This window comes from Desulforhabdus sp. TSK, from assembly GCF_022836495.1.
GTDB lineage: Bacteria > Desulfobacterota > Syntrophobacteria > Syntrophobacterales > Syntrophobacteraceae > Desulforhabdus.
Map to the genome: position 1 here is coordinate 21,498 of NZ_BQXM01000036.1, position 22,602 is coordinate 44,099.

The 22,602-nt window shown below is 57.2% G+C and carries 18 protein-coding genes; 9 read left to right on the forward strand and 9 right to left on the reverse strand.

Annotated elements, in window-relative coordinates; translation table 11 throughout:
• Positions 1–88: 88 nt before the first annotated feature.
• Entirely contained in the window at positions 89–1,258 is a 1,170-nt protein-coding gene (locus tag MWC30_RS17660; RefSeq protein WP_368860885.1) for a BMP family protein, read from the reverse strand.
• Positions 1,259–1,491: 233 nt separating this feature from the next.
• On the opposite strand from MWC30_RS17660, the gene MWC30_RS17665 reads away from it, so the two are divergent.
• Positions 1,492–3,135 (forward strand): hypothetical protein, encoded by a 1,644-nt coding sequence (locus MWC30_RS17665; protein ID WP_244085527.1) that lies wholly within the window; start codon positions 1,492–1,494, stop codon positions 3,133–3,135.
• A gap of 4 nt (positions 3,136–3,139) precedes the next feature.
• A complete protein-coding gene (locus tag MWC30_RS17670) occupies positions 3,140–4,078 on the forward strand; it encodes a lysylphosphatidylglycerol synthase transmembrane domain-containing protein (protein WP_244085528.1) in 939 nt (312 codons plus the stop codon).
• On the opposite strand, the gene MWC30_RS17675 is transcribed toward MWC30_RS17670, so the two are convergent.
• The 7 genes from MWC30_RS17675 to MWC30_RS17705 form a co-directional block, all read right to left on the reverse strand.
• Complete coding sequence (locus MWC30_RS17675; RefSeq protein ID WP_244085529.1) at positions 4,020–5,069, reverse strand: glycosyltransferase family 2 protein; 1,050 nt, start codon at positions 5,067–5,069, stop codon at positions 4,020–4,022. The two genes, MWC30_RS17670 and MWC30_RS17675, sit on opposite strands and share 59 nt — an antisense overlap.
• Before the next feature lie 223 nt (positions 5,070–5,292).
• A complete protein-coding gene (locus tag MWC30_RS17680) occupies positions 5,293–7,029 on the reverse strand; it encodes a glycosyltransferase family 39 protein (RefSeq protein WP_244085530.1) in 1,737 nt (578 codons plus the stop codon).
• A gap of 41 nt (positions 7,030–7,070) precedes the next feature.
• The gene (locus tag MWC30_RS17685; protein WP_244085531.1) at positions 7,071–8,444 is read right to left on the reverse strand and encodes a PFL family protein; all 1,374 of its coding nucleotides are present in this window, start codon (positions 8,442–8,444) and stop codon (positions 7,071–7,073) included.
• Between the two features lie 9 nt (positions 8,445–8,453).
• Positions 8,454–9,005 (reverse strand): glycine cleavage system protein R, encoded by a 552-nt coding sequence (locus MWC30_RS17690; protein ID WP_244085532.1) that lies wholly within the window; start codon positions 9,003–9,005, stop codon positions 8,454–8,456.
• A gap of 51 nt (positions 9,006–9,056) precedes the next feature.
• Positions 9,057–9,476, reverse strand: coding sequence for an NFACT RNA binding domain-containing protein (locus MWC30_RS17695; protein ID WP_244085533.1), 420 nt, complete (start codon positions 9,474–9,476; stop codon positions 9,057–9,059).
• Between the two features lie 4 nt (positions 9,477–9,480).
• Positions 9,481–10,317, reverse strand: coding sequence for a rhodanese-like domain-containing protein (locus MWC30_RS17700; protein ID WP_244085534.1), 837 nt, complete (start codon positions 10,315–10,317; stop codon positions 9,481–9,483).
• Between the two features lie 38 nt (positions 10,318–10,355).
• Positions 10,356–11,102, reverse strand: coding sequence for a histone deacetylase family protein (locus MWC30_RS17705; RefSeq protein WP_244085535.1), 747 nt, complete (start codon positions 11,100–11,102; stop codon positions 10,356–10,358).
• Positions 11,103–11,205: 103 nt separating this feature from the next.
• On the opposite strand from MWC30_RS17705, the gene MWC30_RS17710 reads away from it, so the two are divergent.
• The 4 genes from MWC30_RS17710 (at position 11,206) to MWC30_RS17725 (ending at position 15,939) form a co-directional block, all read left to right on the forward strand.
• Positions 11,206–11,940 (forward strand): PilZ domain-containing protein, encoded by a 735-nt coding sequence (locus tag MWC30_RS17710; RefSeq protein WP_244085536.1) that lies wholly within the window; start codon positions 11,206–11,208, stop codon positions 11,938–11,940.
• Between the two features lie 212 nt (positions 11,941–12,152).
• Complete coding sequence (gene ettA, locus MWC30_RS17715; protein WP_244085537.1) at positions 12,153–13,838, forward strand: energy-dependent translational throttle protein EttA; 1,686 nt, start codon at positions 12,153–12,155, stop codon at positions 13,836–13,838.
• Positions 13,839–13,948: 110 nt separating this feature from the next.
• Positions 13,949–14,296 (forward strand): PAS domain-containing protein, encoded by a 348-nt coding sequence (locus tag MWC30_RS17720; RefSeq protein ID WP_244085538.1) that lies wholly within the window; start codon positions 13,949–13,951, stop codon positions 14,294–14,296.
• Between the two features lie 998 nt (positions 14,297–15,294).
• The gene (locus MWC30_RS17725; protein ID WP_244085539.1) at positions 15,295–15,939 is read left to right on the forward strand and encodes a PEP-CTERM sorting domain-containing protein; all 645 of its coding nucleotides are present in this window, start codon (positions 15,295–15,297) and stop codon (positions 15,937–15,939) included.
• A gap of 487 nt (positions 15,940–16,426) precedes the next feature.
• Here the strand turns inward: MWC30_RS17725 and MWC30_RS17730 are convergent, their stop codons facing one another.
• On the reverse strand, positions 16,427–17,191 hold the full coding sequence (locus MWC30_RS17730; RefSeq protein ID WP_244085540.1) for an MBL fold metallo-hydrolase: 765 nt from the start codon (positions 17,189–17,191) through the stop codon (positions 16,427–16,429).
• Positions 17,192–17,381: 190 nt separating this feature from the next.
• Here MWC30_RS17730 and MWC30_RS17735 point away from each other — a divergent pair, with 190 nt between their 5' ends.
• The 3 genes from MWC30_RS17735 (at position 17,382) to msrB (ending at position 22,436) form a co-directional block, all read left to right on the forward strand.
• Positions 17,382–20,312, forward strand: a complete 2,931-nt coding sequence (locus MWC30_RS17735) for an insulinase family protein (RefSeq protein WP_244085541.1) — start codon at positions 17,382–17,384, stop codon at positions 20,310–20,312.
• A 200-nt stretch (positions 20,313–20,512) separates the two neighbouring features.
• Entirely contained in the window at positions 20,513–20,914 is a 402-nt protein-coding gene (locus MWC30_RS17740; RefSeq protein ID WP_244085542.1) for a hypothetical protein, read from the forward strand.
• 409 nt (positions 20,915–21,323) lie between these two features.
• Positions 21,324–22,436, forward strand: coding sequence for a peptide-methionine (R)-S-oxide reductase MsrB (gene msrB, locus MWC30_RS22725; RefSeq protein WP_244085543.1), 1,113 nt, complete (start codon positions 21,324–21,326; stop codon positions 22,434–22,436).
• Positions 22,437–22,602: the final 166 nt, after the last annotated feature.

The following is a 22,602-nucleotide window of genomic DNA, read 5'->3' on the forward strand; positions in this document are numbered from 1 at the left end:
CGCGATTCTATAGGGAGCAGGCTATTTCTATCGCGGCTGGAAGCCGCTCCTACAAAAGTCAAGATTTCAACTGTTCGCAACATAACCCCTACTTGGCGGCGCTGCTCTGTCCTTCCATGCCCTGGAGGAGCTGCTTCATGTTCCAGATCTGCTCGTCTTTGGCGATTTCCCCGTCTTTCAGGAAGGGCGTCCCATCTTGATAATTCAGAGGTCCCTGAAAAAGATTGGCCTTGCCGGAGCCGAGGTCCTGGATGAAAGTTTCGAGGGCTTCACGATCTTTCTCGGACAGCGCAGGACCTTTCATGAACCCGATGGAGCTGGTGCTGGGGTTGTCGATGGCCTTCCAATCGGGGCCAAGCCACTGCCACTGGGATTTCCACTGGCCTTTCATGGCCGAACCGATGAGGGCCTCGTATCCTGGAACCCAGTTGTAGTAGGGCACGCCCAGGCACACATCTTCAGCCCCTTCACAGGCGCCCTTGTAATCGTAGGGAACGGCCCAGACCTGCTGCCCCTGCTGCTTTTTCTGACGGGCCATGACGACGGCTTCGGGTGTGTCGATGCCGGAAATGACGACATCATACCCGGAATCGAAAAAGCGTTGCATGACCTGCGTGGGATCGGCCGTGACACCGGGGATGTTGAACCAGAAGCCGATCCAGGTGACTTGGAATTTCAGATCCCCCGCGGGCTTCTTGAGAACTTTTTCCCAGGCATAGCGGGCGCCGAGATAGCTGGAGACGGCGAGACGCCGCGTTTCTTCATTGATAAGGGGCCCCAGGTAGCCGATTTTCCCCGTCCGGGTCGTGAGGGCAGCCGCAAAGCCAGCCATCATTTTGCCGTATTCCATGCGGCCCATGAGGTTGGAGAGGTTTTTGGGGGCCTTGCCCGAGAGCACGTCGTCCCCCGAGACATGGATGAAATAAACATCCGGATGCTGTGCGGCCGCCTCCAGGAGGCCGTCCTTCATGTCGTCGGAATTGGCAATGACGAGCTTGGCGCCCTTGGAAACCAGATCGTCCACCAGCTGGGGGATGGTGACCCCGGCCCGGTCGGCGGGGTTGACCTTATCGATGTAGATCATCTTGGTGCCGGGAAGCTTTTTTTCTATCTCCAGGGCGCCTTCATAGTGCGCCTGGCTCCACCCGTGATCATTGTAGGGTCCCACAAGCAGCAGCCCAAAGATGAACGGCTCGTCCGCGGCCTGTGCGACTCCCGGCTGCAAGGTCCAGGCACACGTCAGAATACAGGCAAGCATCACCCACGCACCAATACGCTTTCTCATCGCCGCTCCTCCTGAAAAAGGGACTGCAACCGTCAACGGATTCATCTATAAAGGACTCGATCCCTGTCTAATATCGGCTCAGGGAGACAGGTTCAAGGGAAAAATCCTTCCGGCTCCGATTATATTGGCTGCGCACAAAACCCTTGGAGTATATAATCCGCTCCATGATTGTCAGCGAAAGGACTCTGCAGGAAACAGGAAACGGTATGAACCAGCCATGGCACGATGACCCCAGGGATTCTCCTTCCAGGAATCTCTTTGCACAGCTTGCGCTCTCGTACATTCCTCTTCTGACGCACCTGGTGGACCGCAACCCTTTCAGCCCCACCTACGGATGCTTTGACCGTGAATACTGGCATTACCGCACGTTGGATTTTCCATGCGGGATGAGCCAGGAATTCGTTCTTCCCTTCGCGCTGCTCTATACGAAGCCTTATCCCGGCAACAAATACCAGGGGTGGGAGAGGATGCGCGACATTGCCCTGGCAGGCATCCGCTTTGCCGTGAAGTCTTCCCGGAAAGACGGCACCTGTGACGACTATTTCCCTTACGAACGGGCCATGGGGGCAATGGTCTTTTCGACCTACGCCTGTGCGGAGGCTTACCGGCTGCTGGAAATCCAGGACGAAGAACCCGTGGATTTTTTCAGAAGACGATGCGCCACGCTGGAAAAGCGCAATGAGGCGGGAAAGCTTTCAAACCACCAGGCTCTTGCCGCACTGGCTGCTTATACCGTTTTCCAGATCACGGGAGACGACAGGCAGCGGCGGCTGGCCGAAGATCGGGTTTCCCTCGCCCTTTCCTGGCAGCATCCCGAGGAAGGGTGGTTTCAGGAATATGAAGGGGCCGATCCCGGATATCAAACCTGCACCATTGACTTTCTGGCGAAGTATTATCAGAAGAGCGGAGACCCATCCGTCCTCGGGCCTCTCAAAAAAGCCGTGGATTTTGCCTGGTATTTCATGCACCCCGACGGTTCTTACGGTGGTGAATACGGCAGCCGCAACACCTACCATTACTATCCCCACGGCTTTGAAATCCTGGCCCCCTTCACGGAAAAGGCGGCTCAGCTCAATGACGCTTTCCTGTGCGGCGCCGCCTCCGGAAAGCGCTACCACATGGACGACGCGCGCCTCTGCTGCCACCTGGTCTACGACTGGCTTCAGTCCTACGACGATTTTCACCCTGCACGCCCTGCGCCCCTCAATGAAAGAGACGACTTCCTGCGGTGGCTTCCCGGAGCGGGAATGGCCGTCTTCAAAAACAGCCGTTATTACGCCGTGTCCAACCTGAAAAAGGGGGGCGTCACCAAGGCTTTTTCCGCAGACGGGTGCCTCGGGAGCGATACGGGACTCATTGCCGAATGCGATGACGGTCGCGTGGTTGTCACGCACCTCCTGGACGAAGCGCATCGAGTGACGGCAGATCCCGAAGCCGCGTCCTTTGAAGTGGAAGGGGTCTTCTCCGTGAGCTCTCGGAAGCTGGCCAGCCCTCTCAAGCTCATCCTCTTCCGGGGCGTCAACCTGACCTTCGGACGCTTCTTTCCCGACATGCTCCGATTTCTCCTCCAGAAGGCCCTCATTACGGGGAAGAAACGGACGCCGTATCGCTTCAAACGCAGGATTGAATTCCTGGACGCTGCCGTTCGCGTCACGGATATTTTGCCCCAAGCACTTCCCGTCCGCCGCATGGCGGCAGGATGCGACGCCACGTCCATCTACGTGGCGGCAAGCAACGTTTACCAGGAATCCGTCCTTCGCTGCCCCTGGATCCACGCTTCCGACGAACTGGTGAAGGAAGCCCGCACGGGTGGCACCCGGTGGCAAAGGCTGATGGAGGCCCGTAAGTGAGCCCATGGCATCCGGGAAATTGAAAAAACGCGTCTTCGGGGTGGTCTGCGTCTGCGTTTCATTCGCGCTGGTGGCCCAACTGCTTGGCAGAATCGATCTCGACCGCACCGCCCTCATCCTGCAGCGCGCTGATTGGCGCTGGCTCGCAGCGGCACTGGCCGTCTCCTGCTGCATCCCCTTTTGCACCGTGTTTCGATGGACGGGAGTCCTGCGCGCTCAGGAAGATCTCCAGCTCGGCTACTGGTCGGCCTTCCGCGCCGTGCTCATGGCCAATGTCCTCAACAGCGTTCTCCCGTCCAAGGCGGGGGACGCAGCGAAAGCCTTCTATCTTCGAAAACAGGGGGGACTGTCACGGGGCATCGGCACGGTCATTTTGGAACGGGCCGTGGATTTTTCCATCCTGGGCTTGCTGGGAATAGGTGGCTATCTCATCAGCGGGGCGGTTTGGGGCTTATGGACCGGTGTGCTGCTGCTGGGTGCCATGCTGGGACTTTTCTGCTCGATCCTGCTCCTGCCCTTTCACAAATTGCCTTTGCCCCCAAAGGTATTCGAACAGCTTGAAGCCCTCCTGGGGGTCTTTCAATGCTGGATCAAAAAGCCCGAGGCGGTCCTGCAGACCGTCGCCGCATCCCTTTGCAGCTGGTCCCTGGCGGGACTCCTCGTCTGCTGCCTGGTTTCCGCCCTGGATACGAACCTGCCCTGGGGATACGCCTATGGAGTGTTCCCGTTGGCCGTGCTGGCGGGCCTCGTGCCCGTCACCCTGAGCGGGGTGGGTACGCGCGATACCGCCTTCGTACTGCTCCTCGCCTCCCAAATGCCCGCGGAAGAAGCCACCCTGGTGGGACTGGGCTATACAGTCTTCGCCTATTGGCTGCTCTCTCTCATCAGCCTCCCGGTCGTTTTTTGGGAGATTGCAGATTTTTTCCGCAGCCAGACGAGGTAGGAGCGGCATCTTGCCGCGACAGCGTGCCTGTTTCCGGAGGCGCGGGGCCGACGCCCCCTTCCAGGCGAAGCAGGCGCCGGCGAATATCTTCCAGGAGCTTCCGGTTGATGGCCAGAAGATCCGCCAGAATCCCCATGACGAGGAGGAAGAAAGCCAGCAGGAAAAGGATGCCGGCGGCGAGAAGCGTGGGGATATGGGTGTCCTCTCTCCCCACGGAGTAAAAGTATAGAAAGCCGACCCCAAAGCCAAGGCTTGCGAGGAGGGAGATCCCACTCAGGGTCAGGAAGAACTTGAAGGGTGAGTAGATGATATAGATCCTCAGGATCGTCTCCACGGATCGGACGACATACGAGGGAATGCTTCGCACCAGGCGGGAATCTCTCAACTTTTTATTGGTGCGGATGGGAACGGAAACGACGGCGATCCCGTTTTTTCCCGCCTGGATGATGGTTTCGAGGGTGTACGTATAGCTGTTGAAAACCACCAGGCGCTGGGCCGCGCTGCGGCTGATGGCCCTGAATCCGCTGGGGGCATCCCGCACCGGCGTCCCGCTGACCTTTCGCAGCACCCAGCTGCCCAGCCGCTGCAAGGCCCTTTTAAGGATCGAAAAATCTTCGATGTCTTCAATGGGACGATCCCCGACGACCATTTCAGCCTCGCCGTCGACGATAGGACGGATCAGTTTCGGAATGTCTTCGGCGTTGTACTGGTTGTCGGCATCGGTGTTGACGATGATGTCCGCCCCGGCGAGGAGGGAGGCCTCGAGCCCCGTCATGAAGGCGCGGGCCAGGCCCAGGTTTCGCGGGTGCCGCACGATGTGGTCGACCCCATGCTCCCTGGCGATTTCCACCGTTCGATCCCGTGAGCCATCGTCGATTACCAGCCATTCTACCCTGTCAATGCCGGAGAGCTCACGGGGAAGGGCGGAAAGAGTGACACCCAGGGTGCGATCTTCGTTGTAGGAAGGAATCTGAATGATGAGCTTTTTCATCGCCGTCGCTTCTCAATCGTCACACAAGAGTGGTAGGGTGCGTTTTACGCACCATGCGTGACGCAATTATGGATGGTGCATAAATGCACCCTCCCCGTCACGCTAATCTACGCTAAACCATTAGTAGGGTTCGTTTTACGCACCGCTGTTGACGCAAGTAGGATTTCACCACGAATGGTGCATAAAATGCACCCTACCCGTCATACAAGCGCCTTCTTCAGGCTCACAATCCGGCCCACTGGGCCGGTGGGGCCACCGACAGGATCAGATCGTCCTCCCCTTCCCAGCGGAGGGAATGGGGGCCGTCCTTCAGTTCCACCGGGTTGGGTGCGGGATTGCCGTCCACCCAGAGGGTCCCCTGCCCCTCGGCCACACTCCAGTAGTACCGGCCCGCCACCCGAATGTCCACCTTTTGCGGCTTGAAATCAGGGTCCTGCCGCAGGACCTTTCCGGCGGCCCACAGCAATTTGTAATTCAAAGGCCGGTAATGCGAGCCGATGAATTCCTCCACCCCAGGGCCCATGGAATCGACACGGAAGTCCCGGATAACGTAGCGGACATCCTTGCGGTCCAGCTCGGCCTGGACATCCACATCCAGGGAGCCCTCCCTCAAACGGGCCCGCAGTGCGTTCACCCAGGAAACGTAATGGGTCGGGTGAGGACGAAAGAGGGGTAGACCGATGCCGTCGAACACCAGTTCACCCGGCGCAATGCGGTCCAGGAGCCCGTCCGCCCATTGGATGCGGTGCACGGATCGGACCCAAGGCCACTGATGCAGCGCCCCTGTGGAGAGGACGAGGACCAGGACCAGTGCGGGGAGGTTCGGACGCTCCGGCCGGAGCCGGCGGATGAACGCATATCGCTGAACATCCAGGCGCGGGAGGAGGAGAAGAAGCACCCATGCCTGGATGAGAGCTCCCGTCACAACAAACGGCAGGGTGCTCTGTTCGTGGTGCGTGGGCAGAAGGAAGCAGTACTGAAGCAGTAGAAATCCCGAGCAGGTCAGCAGCAGGAGGATGCACTCCGGGACGGGTTCCTTCCCGAAAGCCCGCCGCGCCGCATAAAATAGAGAAAAATAGAGGAGTGAACCGCCGACCGGCGCCCAGTAGAGCACGATAAAAAAAGCGATGAAAAAGGATTCGCGGATGCGGTCGGCATTTTGAAGGAGGTAGCTGTTCCAAAAGGCCTCCAGGTTGCTCTGCGCACTTAGAACCAAGACCAGTGCCAGGGGTGCGATGGCCGCTCCCAGTCCAAATGCCAGGACAGGCTTCCAGAGGATTCTTCGCCGGAGGACCATACCTGCCAGAAACATCGCTCCGACAGCCGCTCCCAGCACCAGGGCCTTGAGGGAGCACCAGAAGGCGCAGCCGAGCAGGAGTCCACTCCAGAAGAAATTTCGGGCTGTTTGGGAATTCCAGCCGCGAAACCACAGGAGCAGAGCGCTCACCCACAGCAAGTTCATGGGATTGTCGGAACGGACCTCGATTCCCGCCAGGGCGGTCAATTCAGAAAACAGGAGGGAAAGACATGCAATTTCAGAGAAATAGATCGGCTGGGGGATGATTTCCCGGGCAAGGCGGTAGGTGACGGCGAGGGTCCCCAGGAGACACAGGAAAATGATGATGCGCCCCCAAAGCATCACCCAGTGGGACTCCCACGGGAAAAGGGAATACAATCCGGCCAGGACCCAGCTGAGCAGCGGTCCATGGTTGTCCCAAACGTCGACGTAAAGCAGCTTGCCTTGGGCGATCAGGATCCCCAGGGACATGGACTGGAATTCATCCTCGTCAAAGTCCTTTCCCAGTCCATGCAGCAGGGTGGTGAGCAGCAGGACCCCAAGGAGGATGCGGAGAGTTGCCCGGATATGAGCTTCGGGGCTCTGGCGCCCGTCGGCATGAGAGTCCCGGTGGGTCCTTACGGCTCCCGCCTTCCCCGCGATTTTTCGAAGCACGTCAACCATTTGATTTTCTGAGCAAAGCTCCACACAATAAAGCAGACCTTTCAGTTGACAAGGCTCTGTATGGGGGCGGGAATACGGCCGCCCAGGGACATGAATTCCGCAGACCCTCCATTGTCGGCTACGTGGATGATGGTGGCTTCTCCCAGGAGCCCCCCGAAGAAGGCCTTTTCCCCGGCCTTTTTCCCGGGCACCGGGATGAGACGCGTGGCCGTCGTCTTTTTGTTGATGACTCCGATGGCCATTTCATCGGCCATGATGGCGGCGAGGGTTTCGGCGGAGATGTCCCCGGGAAGGGCGACCATATCGAGTCCCACGGAGCAGACGCTGGTGAGGGCTTCCAGCTTTTCGAGAGACAGGTGGCCGCTGCGGGCGGCTTCGGCGATGCGCAGATCTTCACTGACGGGAATGAATGCCCCGCTCAGCCCGCCCACATACGAACTGGCAAAGGCTCCACCCTTTTTGACGGCATCGTTCAGCATGGCGAGCACGGCCGTGGAACCGGGCATCCCGATGGATTTGAGTCCCAGACTCTCGAAGATCTCTCCCACGCTGTCGCCGACGTTGGGCGTGGGAGCCAGGGACAGGTCCACCACCCCGAACGGGACGCCGAGCTTGAGAGCTACCTGTCGGCCGATGAGCTCACCCACCCGGGTGACCTTGAAGGCCGTTCGCTTGATGATTTCCGACAGCTGCCCCAAATCCAGCCGGGGGTTCACGGCGCGCGCCCGATCGATGGCCTTTTTCACCACCCCGGGTCCGCTGACTCCCACGTTGATGACGGCATCGGGCTCGCCCACTCCCAAATAGGCTCCGGCCATGAAAGGGACATCCTGGGGGATGTTGGCAAAAACACAGAGCTTGGCGCAGGCGATGCCGTCGGCCTTTTCCGTCAGCTGTGCGGCCCGCTTGATGGTCTGTCCCATCAAGTAGACCGCATCCATGTTGATGCCCGCATGGGTGGACGCCACATTGACCGAAGCGCAGACGCGTTCCGTCCGCGTGAGGGCTTCGGGGATGGAGTCGATGAGGGCGCGGTCGCCCGTCGTCATCCCCTTTTCCACCAAGGCGCTGAAGCCCCCGATGAAATCGATGCCGATTTCACGTGCGGTTTCGTCCAGGGTTTCGGCGATCTCCACCATCTGGGACGCCGAGAAGGGGCAGCCCGCCACAGCGATGGGGCTCACGGATATACGCTTGTTCACGATGGGAATGCCGTACTTCACCCCCACTTCGTCGCAGGTGGCCACCAGATGGCGGGCCAGGCGGCATATCTTGTCGTGAACATTCCTCCTGAAGCGGTCCAGGTCGTCACTGGCGCAGTCGAAGAGGCTGATTCCCAGCGTCACGGTGCGTACGTCCAGGTGCTCGTTCTTGAGCATCTCAAAGGTCGAAAGGACTTCTCTGTCTGTGAGCATGAGGATTTCCTATACGCGGTGTATTTCTTCAAAAATGTCCCGGTGCTGCAAACTGACATCCAGCCCGAGCTCTCGGGCGCGCCGGGAGAGAGCGGCTCGGAAGGCATGGTGATCCGTCGCCACGGGAATGTCCACTTCATAGATCATGACATTGCGCCGCGGGTCTTCCCCGCCGCGAAAAGCCGCTTTGAGATGCACAATGTTGATGCCGTAGTCGCTCAGAAGGCCGGTAATGCCGGCCACCAGGCCCAGCCGATCCGGACCGAGAGTCGTGATGACGAAGGGCTCCGTCTCTATTTCCGTCCCTGCGGGAGCCGCCTGCATCGGTTTCAGGAATACTGAAAGCCCCAGGGGATGGAGCTTCCCTTCGAGGCTCTCGCAAAGATCGTTTTCCTTCGTGTCATCGGGAATGGTCGCAATGAAAATCCCCGCAAATTCCGTTTGCAGGATGGTCTGGCTGATGTCTTCAATGTTGCAGCGTTGCTCGAGCAGGGCCCCCGAGACGGCGGCGACGATTCCCGGGCGGTCATGCCCGAGTACTGTAATGATGACTTTTCTCATACGATGGACCACCTCAATCTGTTGATGTGCCGGGATTCGGCTCCTGTTCCATCAGGGCTCGCCCTCAGGCAGGCCGGGCCGGACCTTGATGAGGGTTTCTTTACGGATGAGAACCGTGCCCGGCTTGGCGCCGGCCGGTTTGGACACGTATCGCGCCTGGGTGCAGGAAACCGCCACGACGCCCCCGGCGCGCGCCTTGCTGTGATAGGCGGCAACGGCAGCCGCACGCTTCAGCGTCTCCCGGTCAGGCTCCTCCCCCGGCCTGGATTTCAGGAGAACATGGCTTCCGGGCATTCCCCGCACATGGAACCACCAGTCGTCGGGCCCGGCCGTCTTGATGCTCAAAAGGTCATTGTCTTCATCGGTCTTCCCCGCCACCACGATCCACCCTCCCGGCAGCTCATACCGGTAGACCCGGGGCTCCTTTCGCTTGAACCCGGCTTCCCTGACACCTGCTTCCAGATGCTGCATGGCCTTACATCCCCGAGGTACCCTGCTGCTCCATGTATCGGGCCAGCAGTGTCAAATGTCCCTTTTCCTCGTTGCCGATCTGGAGCAGAACATGCTTCGTGTTTTCATGAGCGCTCTCATGGGCCATCCTCAGGTAGAGATCCAACGCCTGGGTCTCGATCATCATGGCCAGTTCCAGGTACCCTGAAAGGGACTGCAGAAACCGTTCATTCCGCTTCATGAAGTCGGCAATGTCCATGCCCCCTTCCATCAGGTCCTTGTCGGCCTTTTGAGAGAGGGTTTCCAGCATCTTCTGCTTGTCGTCCTCATGGGGAAAAAGGCTCAGCAGCGTCCGTTCGTGGCTTTCTTCGGCCTTGATGAGGCTGTCCAGAAGACGCTCGAATTGCGGTTCGTCGGTCCGTTCCCGCACGGACTGGTGGAATTTTTTCAGCCCCTCTTCCATACGATAAGCCAGCTGGATGATTTCTTCGGGGCTTTCATCGCCTCGCACGAACTGCAGGTGAAATTCCACGGGGCCCCTGGCTGTGGGATCTTCCCACGCCTGGATGCCCCCCTCCAGGTGAAAGACATTGGTGAACCCCTGGTGTGTCAGTAATTGGGCGGCAATGCGACTCCGCCCCCCCACCGCGCAGTAAACCAGGACCGGCTTCCGGGAATCGATCTCCGCCAGAGAATCGGCCAGGCGCGGCAGGGGGATGAGGCGGGCCCCGGGCAGGTGCGCTTCCTCATATTCGAAGGGCTGGCGGACATCCAGGAGAACGTAGGTCCCTTCCGCGTTTTTCTGCAAGAATTCCTTGGCATCGTCCGGAAACATGCTCGCCGGTGCATTGGGGTCTTTCATAGGCTCCTTCCCTTTCTGGTTGATTTGGAGAGCTCGTCTCACATCCCCTGGAGTCCCCGCAGGAACGCACGGACGTTCGCACCCAGCACCTGGTGGTTATAACCGCCCTCCAGGACGGCGAAGCACCCGATGCCCAGCTCCCGGCAGCGTTCCCACACCATGCGCCCCATGGCCCGGTAGTCCTCCGTCAGAAGTACACGCCCCCAATCTTCCACGTGGTTGTCGAACCCGGCGGATACGCCGATGATATCGACGGTGGCGTTCGACAGACCGCGCTCCACCTCCTCCAGGTAGACGCGGCGGTCGCCGGACTCGGGATTGTGGAGTGTCACATACCCCCTATTTTCGAGAATGGAAACCGTGCCGTCGCCAAAATGCATGTCAAAGTCCAGGACGTAAGCGGATTGTATCAGTCCGTTGCGTTTCAGATGCTCCAGGGCGATGGCCATGTTGTTGAAATAGCAAAATCCCCAGGAACTGTCAGCCGAAGCGTGATGCCCGGGGGGCCGCACGAGGGCGAAGCACGGCTCGGACAAGCCTTTTTCAGCCGCCTGCGCCGCAGCACCGGCGGCCAGAACCGCAATATTGTAGAGACCCCGGCGCTCCACACTGTGGATATGGGATGGCGTATGGACCGCGCTGATGTCATCGTGTCCGGCCGGATAGGCATCTTCAAAAACCGCCTCTCCTTCCAGGGCCTTCAGTATGCTTTCGATTCTCCCAGGCGCCGCGGCAGGATCCGACGTATACTCCTCCAGAAAGTCCTGGTGCGTGATGACGAGCATGATTCCCTCCTTGCCGAGAATGTTCAATGCATGCGGACATCCGGATTCATGATAGCATCAAAGGCTCCCAATGATAAACACAAGCTTTTCGTAAAGAAATGTATTGCGCCGCTCTGCCTTCTTTTCTATTTATGCTCGATGGGATATGTATCGTGGCGGCAATTCCGCCCACGGTCTGCCGCGGCAGTTGATGATGCTCATAGATGAAGGCCAGCAACTGAACGCACACTGGTTCGAAAGGGTCTGCGACATGCAAAGCGATGACAGCAGAAATACAGAGGACGGAAACCCTCCGACGTCGGAAAAACGCCATCATTTCCGTGTTGAAGATGTCCTCCCCGTGATCCTCAAGAGAGCCGAGGGCGACTGCTCGTCCATGAAGCCCAGAATTCTGTCGGGATTCCATGCAACGGGGGAGGCTTCGAAAGGCTTTGAGGATGTCCCGGATGATTCCATTCATCCGAGGGTCTGGAAGATGCTTTTGGACATCGACACCAAGTTGAATCTGCTCCTGGACCAGCTCTACCTGGACCGGGAAGGAATGACGACGGCGGACCGGCAGGCCGTTTCCCTGAGCGCTTCAGGCATCAAGCTGAAAACCCCCGACCGCTACGAGGTCGGCGATTGCGTGGAAGTCAGGATGCACCTGGCCACCCATTTCTCGTTCTGGGTCATTGTATACGGCCAGATCACCCGCGTGGAGCGGGTCTCCGCCAATGCATTCAGTGTAGCCGTCCGATTCAATGAAATGGACGAAGAGATAAGAGATAAAATTTACCAGCATACCCTGCGGCGACAGAGAGAGATCATCCGGACCCGCGGCTTTCCGCAGGAATGAGCGGCTGCAGCCCGGGAACTTTCGCCCCCCGGGTCGGGAGTAAACCCATTTACATGCATTAAGGATTGAAAACCTTGTTTTTGTAGGAGCGGCATCCTGCCGCGACGGCGAGCCAGTCGCGGCAGGATGCCGCTCCTACAAAAAACTGGGAGCCACCCAATTGTAAGTTTTGTACCTCATCAAATATATCATTGAGAAGGAATTCAAGCCCCATGAGCAATGAGCCCAACAAGGTCATTTACTCCATGATTGGAGTGAGCAAGTATTACGACAAAAAACCCATTTTGAAAGATATCTACCTGTCCTATTTCTACGGAGCCAAAATCGGCGTCCTGGGACTCAACGGGTCCGGGAAAAGCTCCCTGCTGCGCATTCTTGCCGGTGTCGACAAGGAATTCAACGGCAAGACCGTCATTTCACCGGGCTACACCGTAGGATACCTGGAGCAGGAGCCTCAGCTGGACCCGTCCAGAACAGTCAAAGAAATCGTCGAGGAAGGGGTGCAGGAAACCGTCGACCTCATGAACGAATACAATCGCATCAACGAACGGTTTGCCGAGCCCCTGTCCGACGACGAAATGGACAAGCTCATCCAAAAGCAGGGTGAAGTCCAGGAAAAGCTGGACGCCCTCGATGCATGGGACCTGGATTCGCGCCTGGAAATGGCCATGGACGCCCTGCGCTGCCCTCCCGGCGACACGCCTGTCAAGGTGCTGTCAGGCGGCGAAAAGCGGCGTGTGGCCCTGTGCCGGCTTCTTCTCAAAAAGCCCGACATCCTGCTCCTGGACGAACCGACCAACCACCTTGACGCCGAATCGGTGGCCTGGCTGGAGCATCACCTGCAGCGCTACGAAGGGACCATCATCGCCGTGACCCACGACCGGTATTTCCTGGACAACGTTGCGGGCTGGATTTTGGAACTGGACCGCGGCCAGGGGATTCCGTGGCAGGGGAATTACTCTTCCTGGCTGGAGCAGAAGCAGGCCCGACTGCAGCAGGAGGAAAAGACGGAAAGCGAGCGGCAGAAGACGCTGCAGCGCGAGCTGGAATGGATCCGCATGAGCCCCAAGGGGCGCCACGCCAAGGCCAAGGCGCGCATCAAATCCTATGAGGAGCTCCTGAGCCGGGAAGCCGAAACGCGGGCCAAGGACCTGGAAATTTACATTCCCCCCGGACCACGGCTGGGGAAGCTCGTCATCGAGGCGGAAAACGTCAGCAAAGCCTTCGGCAACAACCTGCTCATGGAAGGAATGTCCTTCAGCCTTCCCCCCGGCGGTATCGTGGGAGTCATCGGACCCAACGGGGCCGGGAAGACCACCCTTTTCCGTATGATCACCGGCCAGGAGAGGGCCGATGCGGGATCGTTCCGTGTGGGTGATTCGGTGAAACTGGCTTACGTCGACCAGAGCCGCGACGCCCTCAACCCGGACAAAACGGCCTGGGAAGTCATTGCCGACGGCGAAGACACCATCCAGCTGGGTGGCAGGCACGTGAATGCCCGGGCTTATGCGGCCCGCTTCAATTTTTCGGGAGCCGACCAGCAGAAGAAGGTAGGGATGCTTTCAGGGGGGGAGCGCAATCGAGTCCATCTCGCCCGCATGCTGAAGTCCGGGGCCAATGTCCTTCTCCTGGACGAGCCCACCAACGACCTGGATGTGAACACCATGCGGGCATTGGAGGAAGCCCTGGAGAACTTCGCCGGCTGCGCCGTCGTCATCAGCCACGACCGCTGGTTTCTGGACCGGATCGCCACTCACATGCTGGCCTTCGAAGGCGACAGCAAGGTGGTCTGGTTCGACGGCAACTACTCGGAATACGAAGCCGATCGGAAAGCCCGCCTCGGCGCTGAGGCCGATCAACCCCACCGTATCAAGTATCGTCAATTGACACGTGCGTAGGGGACGCCTCTACCTGACCGACCAGATCTCGTCCCCGCAGGCTTTGTACCGAAAGCCTGCGGGGACGAGCTTCAGAGGGATACAGTGAAACCGGCACGCGGGAGGACAGAATGTCGAAGCACCTTTGGGTCAAAGGGTTTCCGGGCGCCATCACGGTGTGCGATACCGACGGCATCATCCTGGAGATGAATGACGCCGCCATCCATGCTTATCAAAAGTACGGGGGAGAGAAGCTCATCGGGACCAACCTGCTGGATTGCCACCCCAAGCCGGCGCGATCCAAACTGAAGGAACTGCTCGCCACACAGAGGGAAAACACTTACACCATCGAAAAGGGCGGCGTTAAAAGGCTCATTCACCAGGCACCCTGGTATGATGAGGGCCAGTACCGGGGCTTTTTGGAACTTGTGATGGAAATCCCAACGCAGGTTCCCCACTTCATTCGGGATGGAGCCTGACACGCTCGTTCGACGCAAGGACCCCGCCTTTTACAATTCATAATGAGGTGTCAAGTAGACCTTCCGAGCCGAAGGCATGCCAAGGCAGGTTGAGTCCGCAGATTTGAGAGATCAAAGCGCATGCGTACGGAAGGAGGGGCAGCCACTGGACATAGCAGGTGAACTGCTCCGTAGAAAGGATCTGAGGAAGCAGGGGCAGGTCATCCTCATCACTGCAGGCAAAAGAAGTCTCTGAAAGCGATAACGCAGATACTGGCAAGGCTCCAGGCCGCAAACTTTAACGGGCTCAGGGAACCGATAGAGGAGACTGCCGGAAATGCAAGTTATTGCATTAGATTGGAAAAATTATAGTGATGGGCATTTCTCCATCATTTTTTCTATTGCCTGATGATAAAGCTTGCGGAAAACCATGAATCGTTGCCAGATAACTTTCCAAATCTCTTCTTATACCAATTCTATGGACAGAGTCCGCCGCTTGATGGCCGTGTTGCAAGACATAGATTAGCCTGCATCTTGATTGTCGGTCATTTTTACAATCACCCCAAAAGGTAACTTCTCAATAAGTGTGGGTAGCAGCAATTTCAAGAACTTACGAGTTCACTTTTCGACGAATTTTGAAGCCGTTATGCATCATCGTTTTTGTAAGTCATTGAAATTCCAAGAGGCCAGGAAGTGGACCTGGTTCTTGCGAGTATAGTCTGTCGTGATGGTTCTCATATAACTACCTGATTCCAAAAACAATATTACTTACCCACACTTATTGAGAAGTTACCCCAAAAGAAACCAACTCATCGAAATAACATAACTTTTCATGTTAGAAAAATGGGTTATGTCGGGAAAAGTTACAAATCAAGGCCTTAATACGCATAAAGATATTTATATAACATTTTGATTTTACTGTTTTTTTTAAATGGCATAAATATTGCTTCAACCATTAAGAGGTTAGAAAATATTAATCAACAGTTGCTTAACTTTGACAGTTCGAAAGGAGATGAAGGATGAAAAAAATTTTACTAGGTGTTTTCTTGTTTCTATTCGGAATCTGCGGCGTGGCGAATGCTGTAGTGATTACTTACAGCACCGATCTCGGTAACGGCGGTTATACATCGCCGATTGTTGGTGCAAAAGTATATACTTTCGATAGTGGTGACGTGCCAACCATCGATTCTGGGGGAAATTCTGCAATAGTGAATGGGACGACCAATAGTTATGCCGCTCCTGCTTACGTGTCTGGCGGCACCACCTATCGAGATGAGACCCATTACTTGGTGGTCCCTGGCTCTGGCTCGACGGGTGAAGCCACAGTAACTTTCGCTGCACCAGGAGGCAATTACCTTGAACTTTGGTGGGGATCTATCGACAGCTATAACTCTCTTGTCTTTTCTTTTAAGACAATCGACGGCATAGATGTGATCTTAGATAGTGACTTTTGGGGGAGTCAAAGCGCTCCTCAGTCAAACCGCTATGTCAATATCTTCACCGATCAACTCTTTACCTCCGTTACCATCAAGAGCACTCAGGTCGCTTTTGAGCTCGATAACCTCGCGATAGCAACAGTCCCGGAGCCTTCAACCATTCTCCTGCTCGGTTTCGGCTTGGTGGGCGTTGGGTGCTTTAAGCTCAGAAAGAAGATCACCGGATAATCGAAAGCGGTGCATCCCTAACTGGTGGGAGTGGGAGTTACCCTCCCCCTCCTTCCAAGTCACCATCTCCTTTCTTTATCGAGTTCCAGCCGATCATTGCCTTTACCAAAGATAAATGCATTCAGCCTTACCGAAAGGACACGGTTAAAGTCTTACGTGTTCTGGAAGTCAAAGCCTTCGAAAGGGTTGGAGTCCATCAACCGCTGTCGGTGGATATGCGCGCCGCTATGCATTGCGACTTCCCGCCCTTGTCGCGGAGAAGAACTTCAGAGATAACCTCTTTTTCCCGCATCAACGTCATCCCGATTTATCTTCCAGGCCTTCGAGAACGGTTGGAAGATACCCTCCCTCATCGACCACTTCAGACGTCACCTCCGCGCCAAGAGTGGCCTCGACTAGGAGATCTTGAAGCTCTCCCTCCAAGGGGGATGTTTCGCAAGGTTCACCTCCCATGCCCCCCTCGAAGGGGGAATGTTTAGCCAGCCTCTCAGAGCTCCAGAGCATCGCCCGGCTCGGGAAGCAGCCCATGGATTCCCCCGGTTCCGTTCAGGAGCTCCTGGATCGCGTCGTAGCGGGTGCTCCGTTCGTCCCGCTGCAGGTGCACCAGGGCGAGGGTAGCGGCATGGGCCTGCAGGGCAAATTGGAGGCAGTCCCGAACGGTGCCGTGCCCCGGCGTCGTCCCTTCCATGCGGAAGGCTTCATGGATGACGAGATGACAGCCCTGCGCCAGCTGAAAGGTTTCGGGTGTCGGAGCGCCGTCGCCGCTGTAAAACACCGAACAGGAGTCATCCTCCACACGCACCGCCAGGTCTCTCTGGCCGTGGCTGTTCTCAGCAAACCGCCACTTGAGCCCCACCGCCAGGACCTCCCGCTCCGGCTCGGCGGCAATGAACTCCAGGGGAAACTGCAGCTTTTGCAGGAAATTGGGGTAGGCCAGCTCCATCGCATCCTTGACGCGATCCTCGACCCCGGATTGCCCCAGGATTGTCAGGGGCTTCTGTCGCTTCATTTCCCAAAATCTGACCAGGAGAGCCGGGATTCCGAAAAAGTGGTCCCCATGGAAGTGAGAAATCCAGAGGGCGTCCAGGTCTTCGGGATCGGGAGTCTGCCGCCAATACTGAGGGGGAACCGTGAAGCCGCAGTCCAGCAACAGGGAACGCCGGACACTCTCCGTCCGCGTTTGCAGCCAGACGGAGGTATTGGGATAGCTTTCGTCGCACGCCTCACCAACTCCCAGAAAGATGACCTTCATTCCACAACTCCTTCCATATCCATTTTAAGAACGTATTCGAGAGGGCAAAATCGCAAAAAACGACCCGAAGCCTTGAAGGCCTCTGGAGAGTATAGAATAATAGGAATCCGAACCCCTTGGAAGAAAAGAGTTGAAAAGAGATCGGGTGACGGGTAAACCCCGTGAATCACTCAAACCATTGGAGGAATAAATGGCGATCATTCACGGCTTCGAACTGCTCCGCGAGGAAAATATCGACGAGTTGAAAACCCGGGCAAAGCTCTACCGGCATGTACAAACCGGCGCGGAGCTCCTGTCCCTTGAAAACGATGATGAAAACAAGGTGTTCGGGATCAGCTTCCGTACGCCCCCGAAGGATTCCACGGGGGTCGCTCACATCCTGGAGCATTCCGTCCTCTGTGGATCACGCAAATATCCGGTGAAGGAGCCCTTCGTGGAGCTCCTGAAGGGCTCCCTCAAGACTTTTCTCAACGCTTTCACCTACCCCGACAAGACCTGTTATCCCGTCGCCAGTCAAAATGTGCAGGATTTTTACAATCTTGTGGACGTCTACCTGGACGCGGTGTTTTATCCCCGCATCACTCCCTTCGTCCTGCAGCAGGAAGGCTGGCACCTGGAGATGGAGCATCCCGAGGGGCCCCTCACCTACAAGGGCGTGGTCTACAATGAGATGAAAGGCGCCTATTCTTCCCCGGACAACGTTCTGGCGGAATATTCTCAGCAGTCCCTTTTTCCCGACAACACCTACGGATTGGATTCGGGCGGAAACCCCAAGGAAATTCCCAACCTGACCTTCCAGCAGTTCAAGGCCTTCCATAAAAAATACTATCACCCCTCCAACGCCCGCATCTTTTTCTGCGGCGATGACGCTCCCGAGGAACGCCTTCGCCTGGTGAACGCATACCTGGAGGATTTTCAAGCGATGCCCCTCGACTCCCAAGTCGCTCTGCAGCCCGTCTTTGTCACCCCCAGGCGCATCACACGGCCGTTCGTTTCAGGGGGTGAGGAAGCCGGAGGGGAAAAATCCGCGGCCAAGGGCATGATCACCGTCAACTGGCTGCTTCCGGAGACGACGGATCCCGAGTTGAACCTGAGCCTTCAGATCCTGCAGTACATCCTCCTCGGCATGCCGGGATCGCCCCTGCGAAAGGCCCTCATCGACTCCGGCCTTGGAGACGACCTCGCCGGCGTCGGCCTCGAAAGCGACCTTCGCCAAATGTACTTTTCCACGGGGCTGAAGGGAATCAGCACCGACAATGCCGACCGCATCGAGGCCCTCATCCTCGACACGTTGACCGGTCTCGCCGGGCGAGGCATCGATCCTCAAACCGTCGAAGCGGCAATGAATACCATCGAATTTCGCCTGAGGGAAAACAACACCGGGAGCTTCCCCCGGGGCCTCGTTCTCATGCTGCGGTCCCTCACCACGTGGCTTTACGACAGCGATCCCCTGGCTCTGCTGGCCTTCGAGGCGCCTCTTGCGGCCGTCAAAGCCGGCCGTCAATCCAATCCGCAGTATTTTGAAAATCTCATCCAGCGCTTCCTGCTGGAGAATCCTCACCGTACCACACTCGTGCTGACCCCCGACCCGGAGCTGGGGGAAAAGCAGGAAGCGGAAGAACGCGGGCGCCTGGAGCTCCTCCGGGCATCCATGAGCCCCGAAGAGCTGCAGCATGTCATCGCCAACGCCCGGGAGCTCCAGCGGCTCCAGGAAGCTCCTGACCCTCCCGAGGCTCTTGCAACCATTCCTACCCTCAAGATCAGCGATCTGGACAAAGAGAGCAAGCTGATTGCCAAAACCGTCCTGGAACAGCATTGCGCTACGGTTTTGTTCCACGATCTCTTCACCAGCGGCATCGCCTACCTGGATATGGGGTTCAATTTGCACGCCCTGCCACAGAGCTACCTGCCCTATGTACCGCTCTTCGGGAGGGCTCTCGTGGAGATGGGGACCGAACAGGAAGACTTCGTGGCCCTCACTCAGCGGATCAGCGCCAAGACCGGAGGGATACGCACGGAGATTTTCTCCTCGTCCGTAACGGACAATCGAAAGGCGACGGCCTGGATGATCCTGCGCGGCAAGAGCATGCTCTCGCAGACAGGGGAGCTCATGGCCATCCTGAAGGATGTCCTGCTGACAGTCAAATTGGACAACCGGGAACGCTTCCGCCAGATGGTCCTGGAAGAAAAGGCGCGCCAGGAGCAGAAGCTCGTGCCCAATGGTCACCAGGTGGTGAATGTCCGACTGCGCTCGCATTTCAGCGAAGCCGACTGGGCGGCGGAGCAGATGAGCGGGATCAGCTACCTCCTTTTCATTCGCGAATTGGCCCGGAGGGTGGATACGGACTGGCCCGGCGTCCTCCAGTCCCTCCAGGAGCTGCACCGGCTGCTGCTCAACCGTCGCGGGATGCTGTTCAATGTGACCCTGGATGCAGCGAGTTTTTCGCAGTTCGAGCCTCAACTGGCGGATTTTATGGGCTCACTGCCCGAGACGGCGGCAACCGACGTCGACTGGGTGCCCGCATATCCTCCCGAATTCGAAGGGCTGACCATCCCGGCCCAGGTGAATTACGTGGGAAAGGGCACCAACCTGTACGATCTCGGCTATCGTTTCCACGGTTCAACCCAGGTGATCACGGGGTACCTGCGAACTTCCTGGCTGTGGGAGAAGATCCGCGTGCAGGGCGGCGCCTACGGGGCTTTTTGCCTCTTCGACCGCCACTCCGGAATGTTCACTTTCGTGTCCTATCGAGACCCGAACCTCCTCAAGACCCTGGACAACTTCGACCAGACCTCGGAATTCCTGCGCAGCGCCCCCCTGGGGGACGACGAGCTCACCAAGAGCATCATCGGCGCCATCGGGAACCTCGACGCCTACCACCTCCCCGATGCCAAGGGATACATTTCCATGCTCCGCCACTTGACAAGAGACACGGACGCGATTCGTCAGAAGATTCGGGAAGAGGTGCTCGGCACCACGGCGAAGGATTTCCGGGACTTCGCGGATATCCTGGCGGGAGTGAAAGAAAAAGGTATCGTGAAGGTGCTGGGTTCCCAGGCAGCGATGGAAGAATCCACATCCACGCGGCCCGGGTGGCTGAACCTGCTGAAGGTGCTGTGAGCAAAAAGAGGATTCGGATACTGTGAGCGATTAAAATCTTGATTTTTGTAGGAGCGGCTTCCAGCCGCGATTCTATCGGAAACCGCCTATTTCTATCGCGGCTGGAAGCCGCTCCTACAGGGTCATCAATGAATCAGGATCTTATCGTTTTGGAATATAAGGGTTTAGATCTTTTAAACCATATATGGAGGATTTCCAGTATGTTGAAATCGTTTTTCGTTTGCCTGTTCGTGGGCCTCTGCATGATGCCGATGCATGGAGTGGCCGGTACGACTTATATGAGCAACGGCTCTGTCAATACCAGCAGTGGAACGCCCGACAGGGACCTGAAATACGAAGACTTCCAGATCACGGAAGACGGGTACATCACGGGCTATATCGTGAACAGCTCGGGGCGACCTCGAACGGGCATCCGCCTCGACATGTGGACGACCAACATGCAGGAGACCAGGATCGTCTGGAGGAAGTCGCTCAACATCGGTGATCTGGGGCCCCAGGGCAAATACCTGGTCAAAGAGCCCTACAAAGTCGACAACGAAGATCCTGCCAGGACGAAGTTCATGTTCCGCCTTCCCAGTGGGGCCAACTATCGGAACAATTAGGGACTCCGTCGTTGCTGAAATACCGTTTTCCCCCCCTTCACCTACGTTGGAAGGGGAAGGATTGCGCTCGTCATTCCGGCATGTTTTAAGCCGGAATCCAGAGCAATGCGTGGATGGATTCCGGCTTAAAACATGCCGGAATGACGAAAAATGGTATCCTGGTAACCTCCAAGTCCCTTAGCTGCCGTCAGTGCAGAAAGCCCTCCAAGTCTCCCCAAGGGAGACAGGTTGTCAAGCATTCCAGCCCGTCTCCTTTTTCTTGCTTTCATCTCGAAAACCATCCAGCTTCTTCAAGCCGTTCGATGTTCCGGCGTCACCCGATGATTATCATTGGGTGGTGTGGAACTTGAGGTGAAAACCCTTTGTTTCCTCCTGAACAATTTAATGTTTCACCGTGGGAGGCAAACTCATGAAGGCTATCTTGGCAGCCCTCATTTTCGTGCTATGGGGGGCCATCCTTGCGGGATGGGGACAGGCAGAAAATCCGAACCAGGCAAAGGAACCCATGATGAATGACGCGAACGGCACTCTGCAGAAGGCGGTTTTTGCGGGAGGATGTTTTTGGTGCGTGGAGGCGGACTTTGAAAAAGTGAACGGCGTGGTGGAGGTGATTTCCGGCTACACGGGGGGCAACGTTGAAAACCCCTCTTACGAGCAGGTTTCGGCGGGAAAGACGGGGCATGTGGAAGCGGTTCAGGTGCTCTATGACCCGGCAAAGGTTTCCTACCAGGAGCTCCTGGAGGTTTTCTGGAGGCATGTAGACCCCACCGACGCCGGTGGGCAGTTCGTGGACAGGGGCGCTCAGTATCGATCGGCCATCTTTTATGCCGACGATGAACAGCGCAGGACTGCGGAAGCATCCAGGCAGGCTCTGGGGCAATCGGGGCGGTTCGACAAACCCATCGCCACGGAGATCCTCCCTTTGACCCGATTCTACCCGGCGGAGAAATACCACCAGAATTATTACAAAGAGAACCCTGTTCGCTACAAGACCTACCGCGCTTTTTCCGGCCGGGACCAGTTCCTGAAAATGGCTTGGAAAGAGCCGGAGGTGAAAGCCTCCGGGACAGCATCGCCATCGAGCACCGTGAAGCCTTCGGAAGAGGTGCTCCGTCGGACGTTGACCCCGTTGCAGTATGATGTCACGCAGCGCGAGGGCACGGAGCCCCCTTTCAAGAACGAATACTGGGACAACAAAAAAGAGGGCATCTACGTGGACATCGTATCGGGAGAGCCCCTTTTCAGCTCCCTGGATAAGTTCGATTCCGGAACGGGGTGGCCGAGCTTCACCCGTCCCCTGGTGCCGGAAAACATTGTCGAGAAACAGGATAGCAAGCTGTTCATGACCCGCACCGAGGTTCGGAGCAAACAGGCTCAATCGCACCTGGGGCACGTATTTCCCGACGGCCCGAAGCCGACGGGCTTGCGCTACTGCATCAATTCGGCGTCTCTGAGATTCATCCCCAGGGAGGATCTGGAGAAGGAAGGCTACGACGAATACCTGAAGCTTTTTGCCAATTAGCCGAGGGGAGTGAACGTCACGACCCATCCCCCTCAATCCCCCTTCAAGGGGGGACTTCAAGACTTCGCGAAGGATATTATACTGTAAACGGGTAGTTTTTGGACTCACGCGGAGTCGCGGAGAACGCGGAGTCAACCTGGAGGGTCTCTGCGTTCTCCGCGACTCC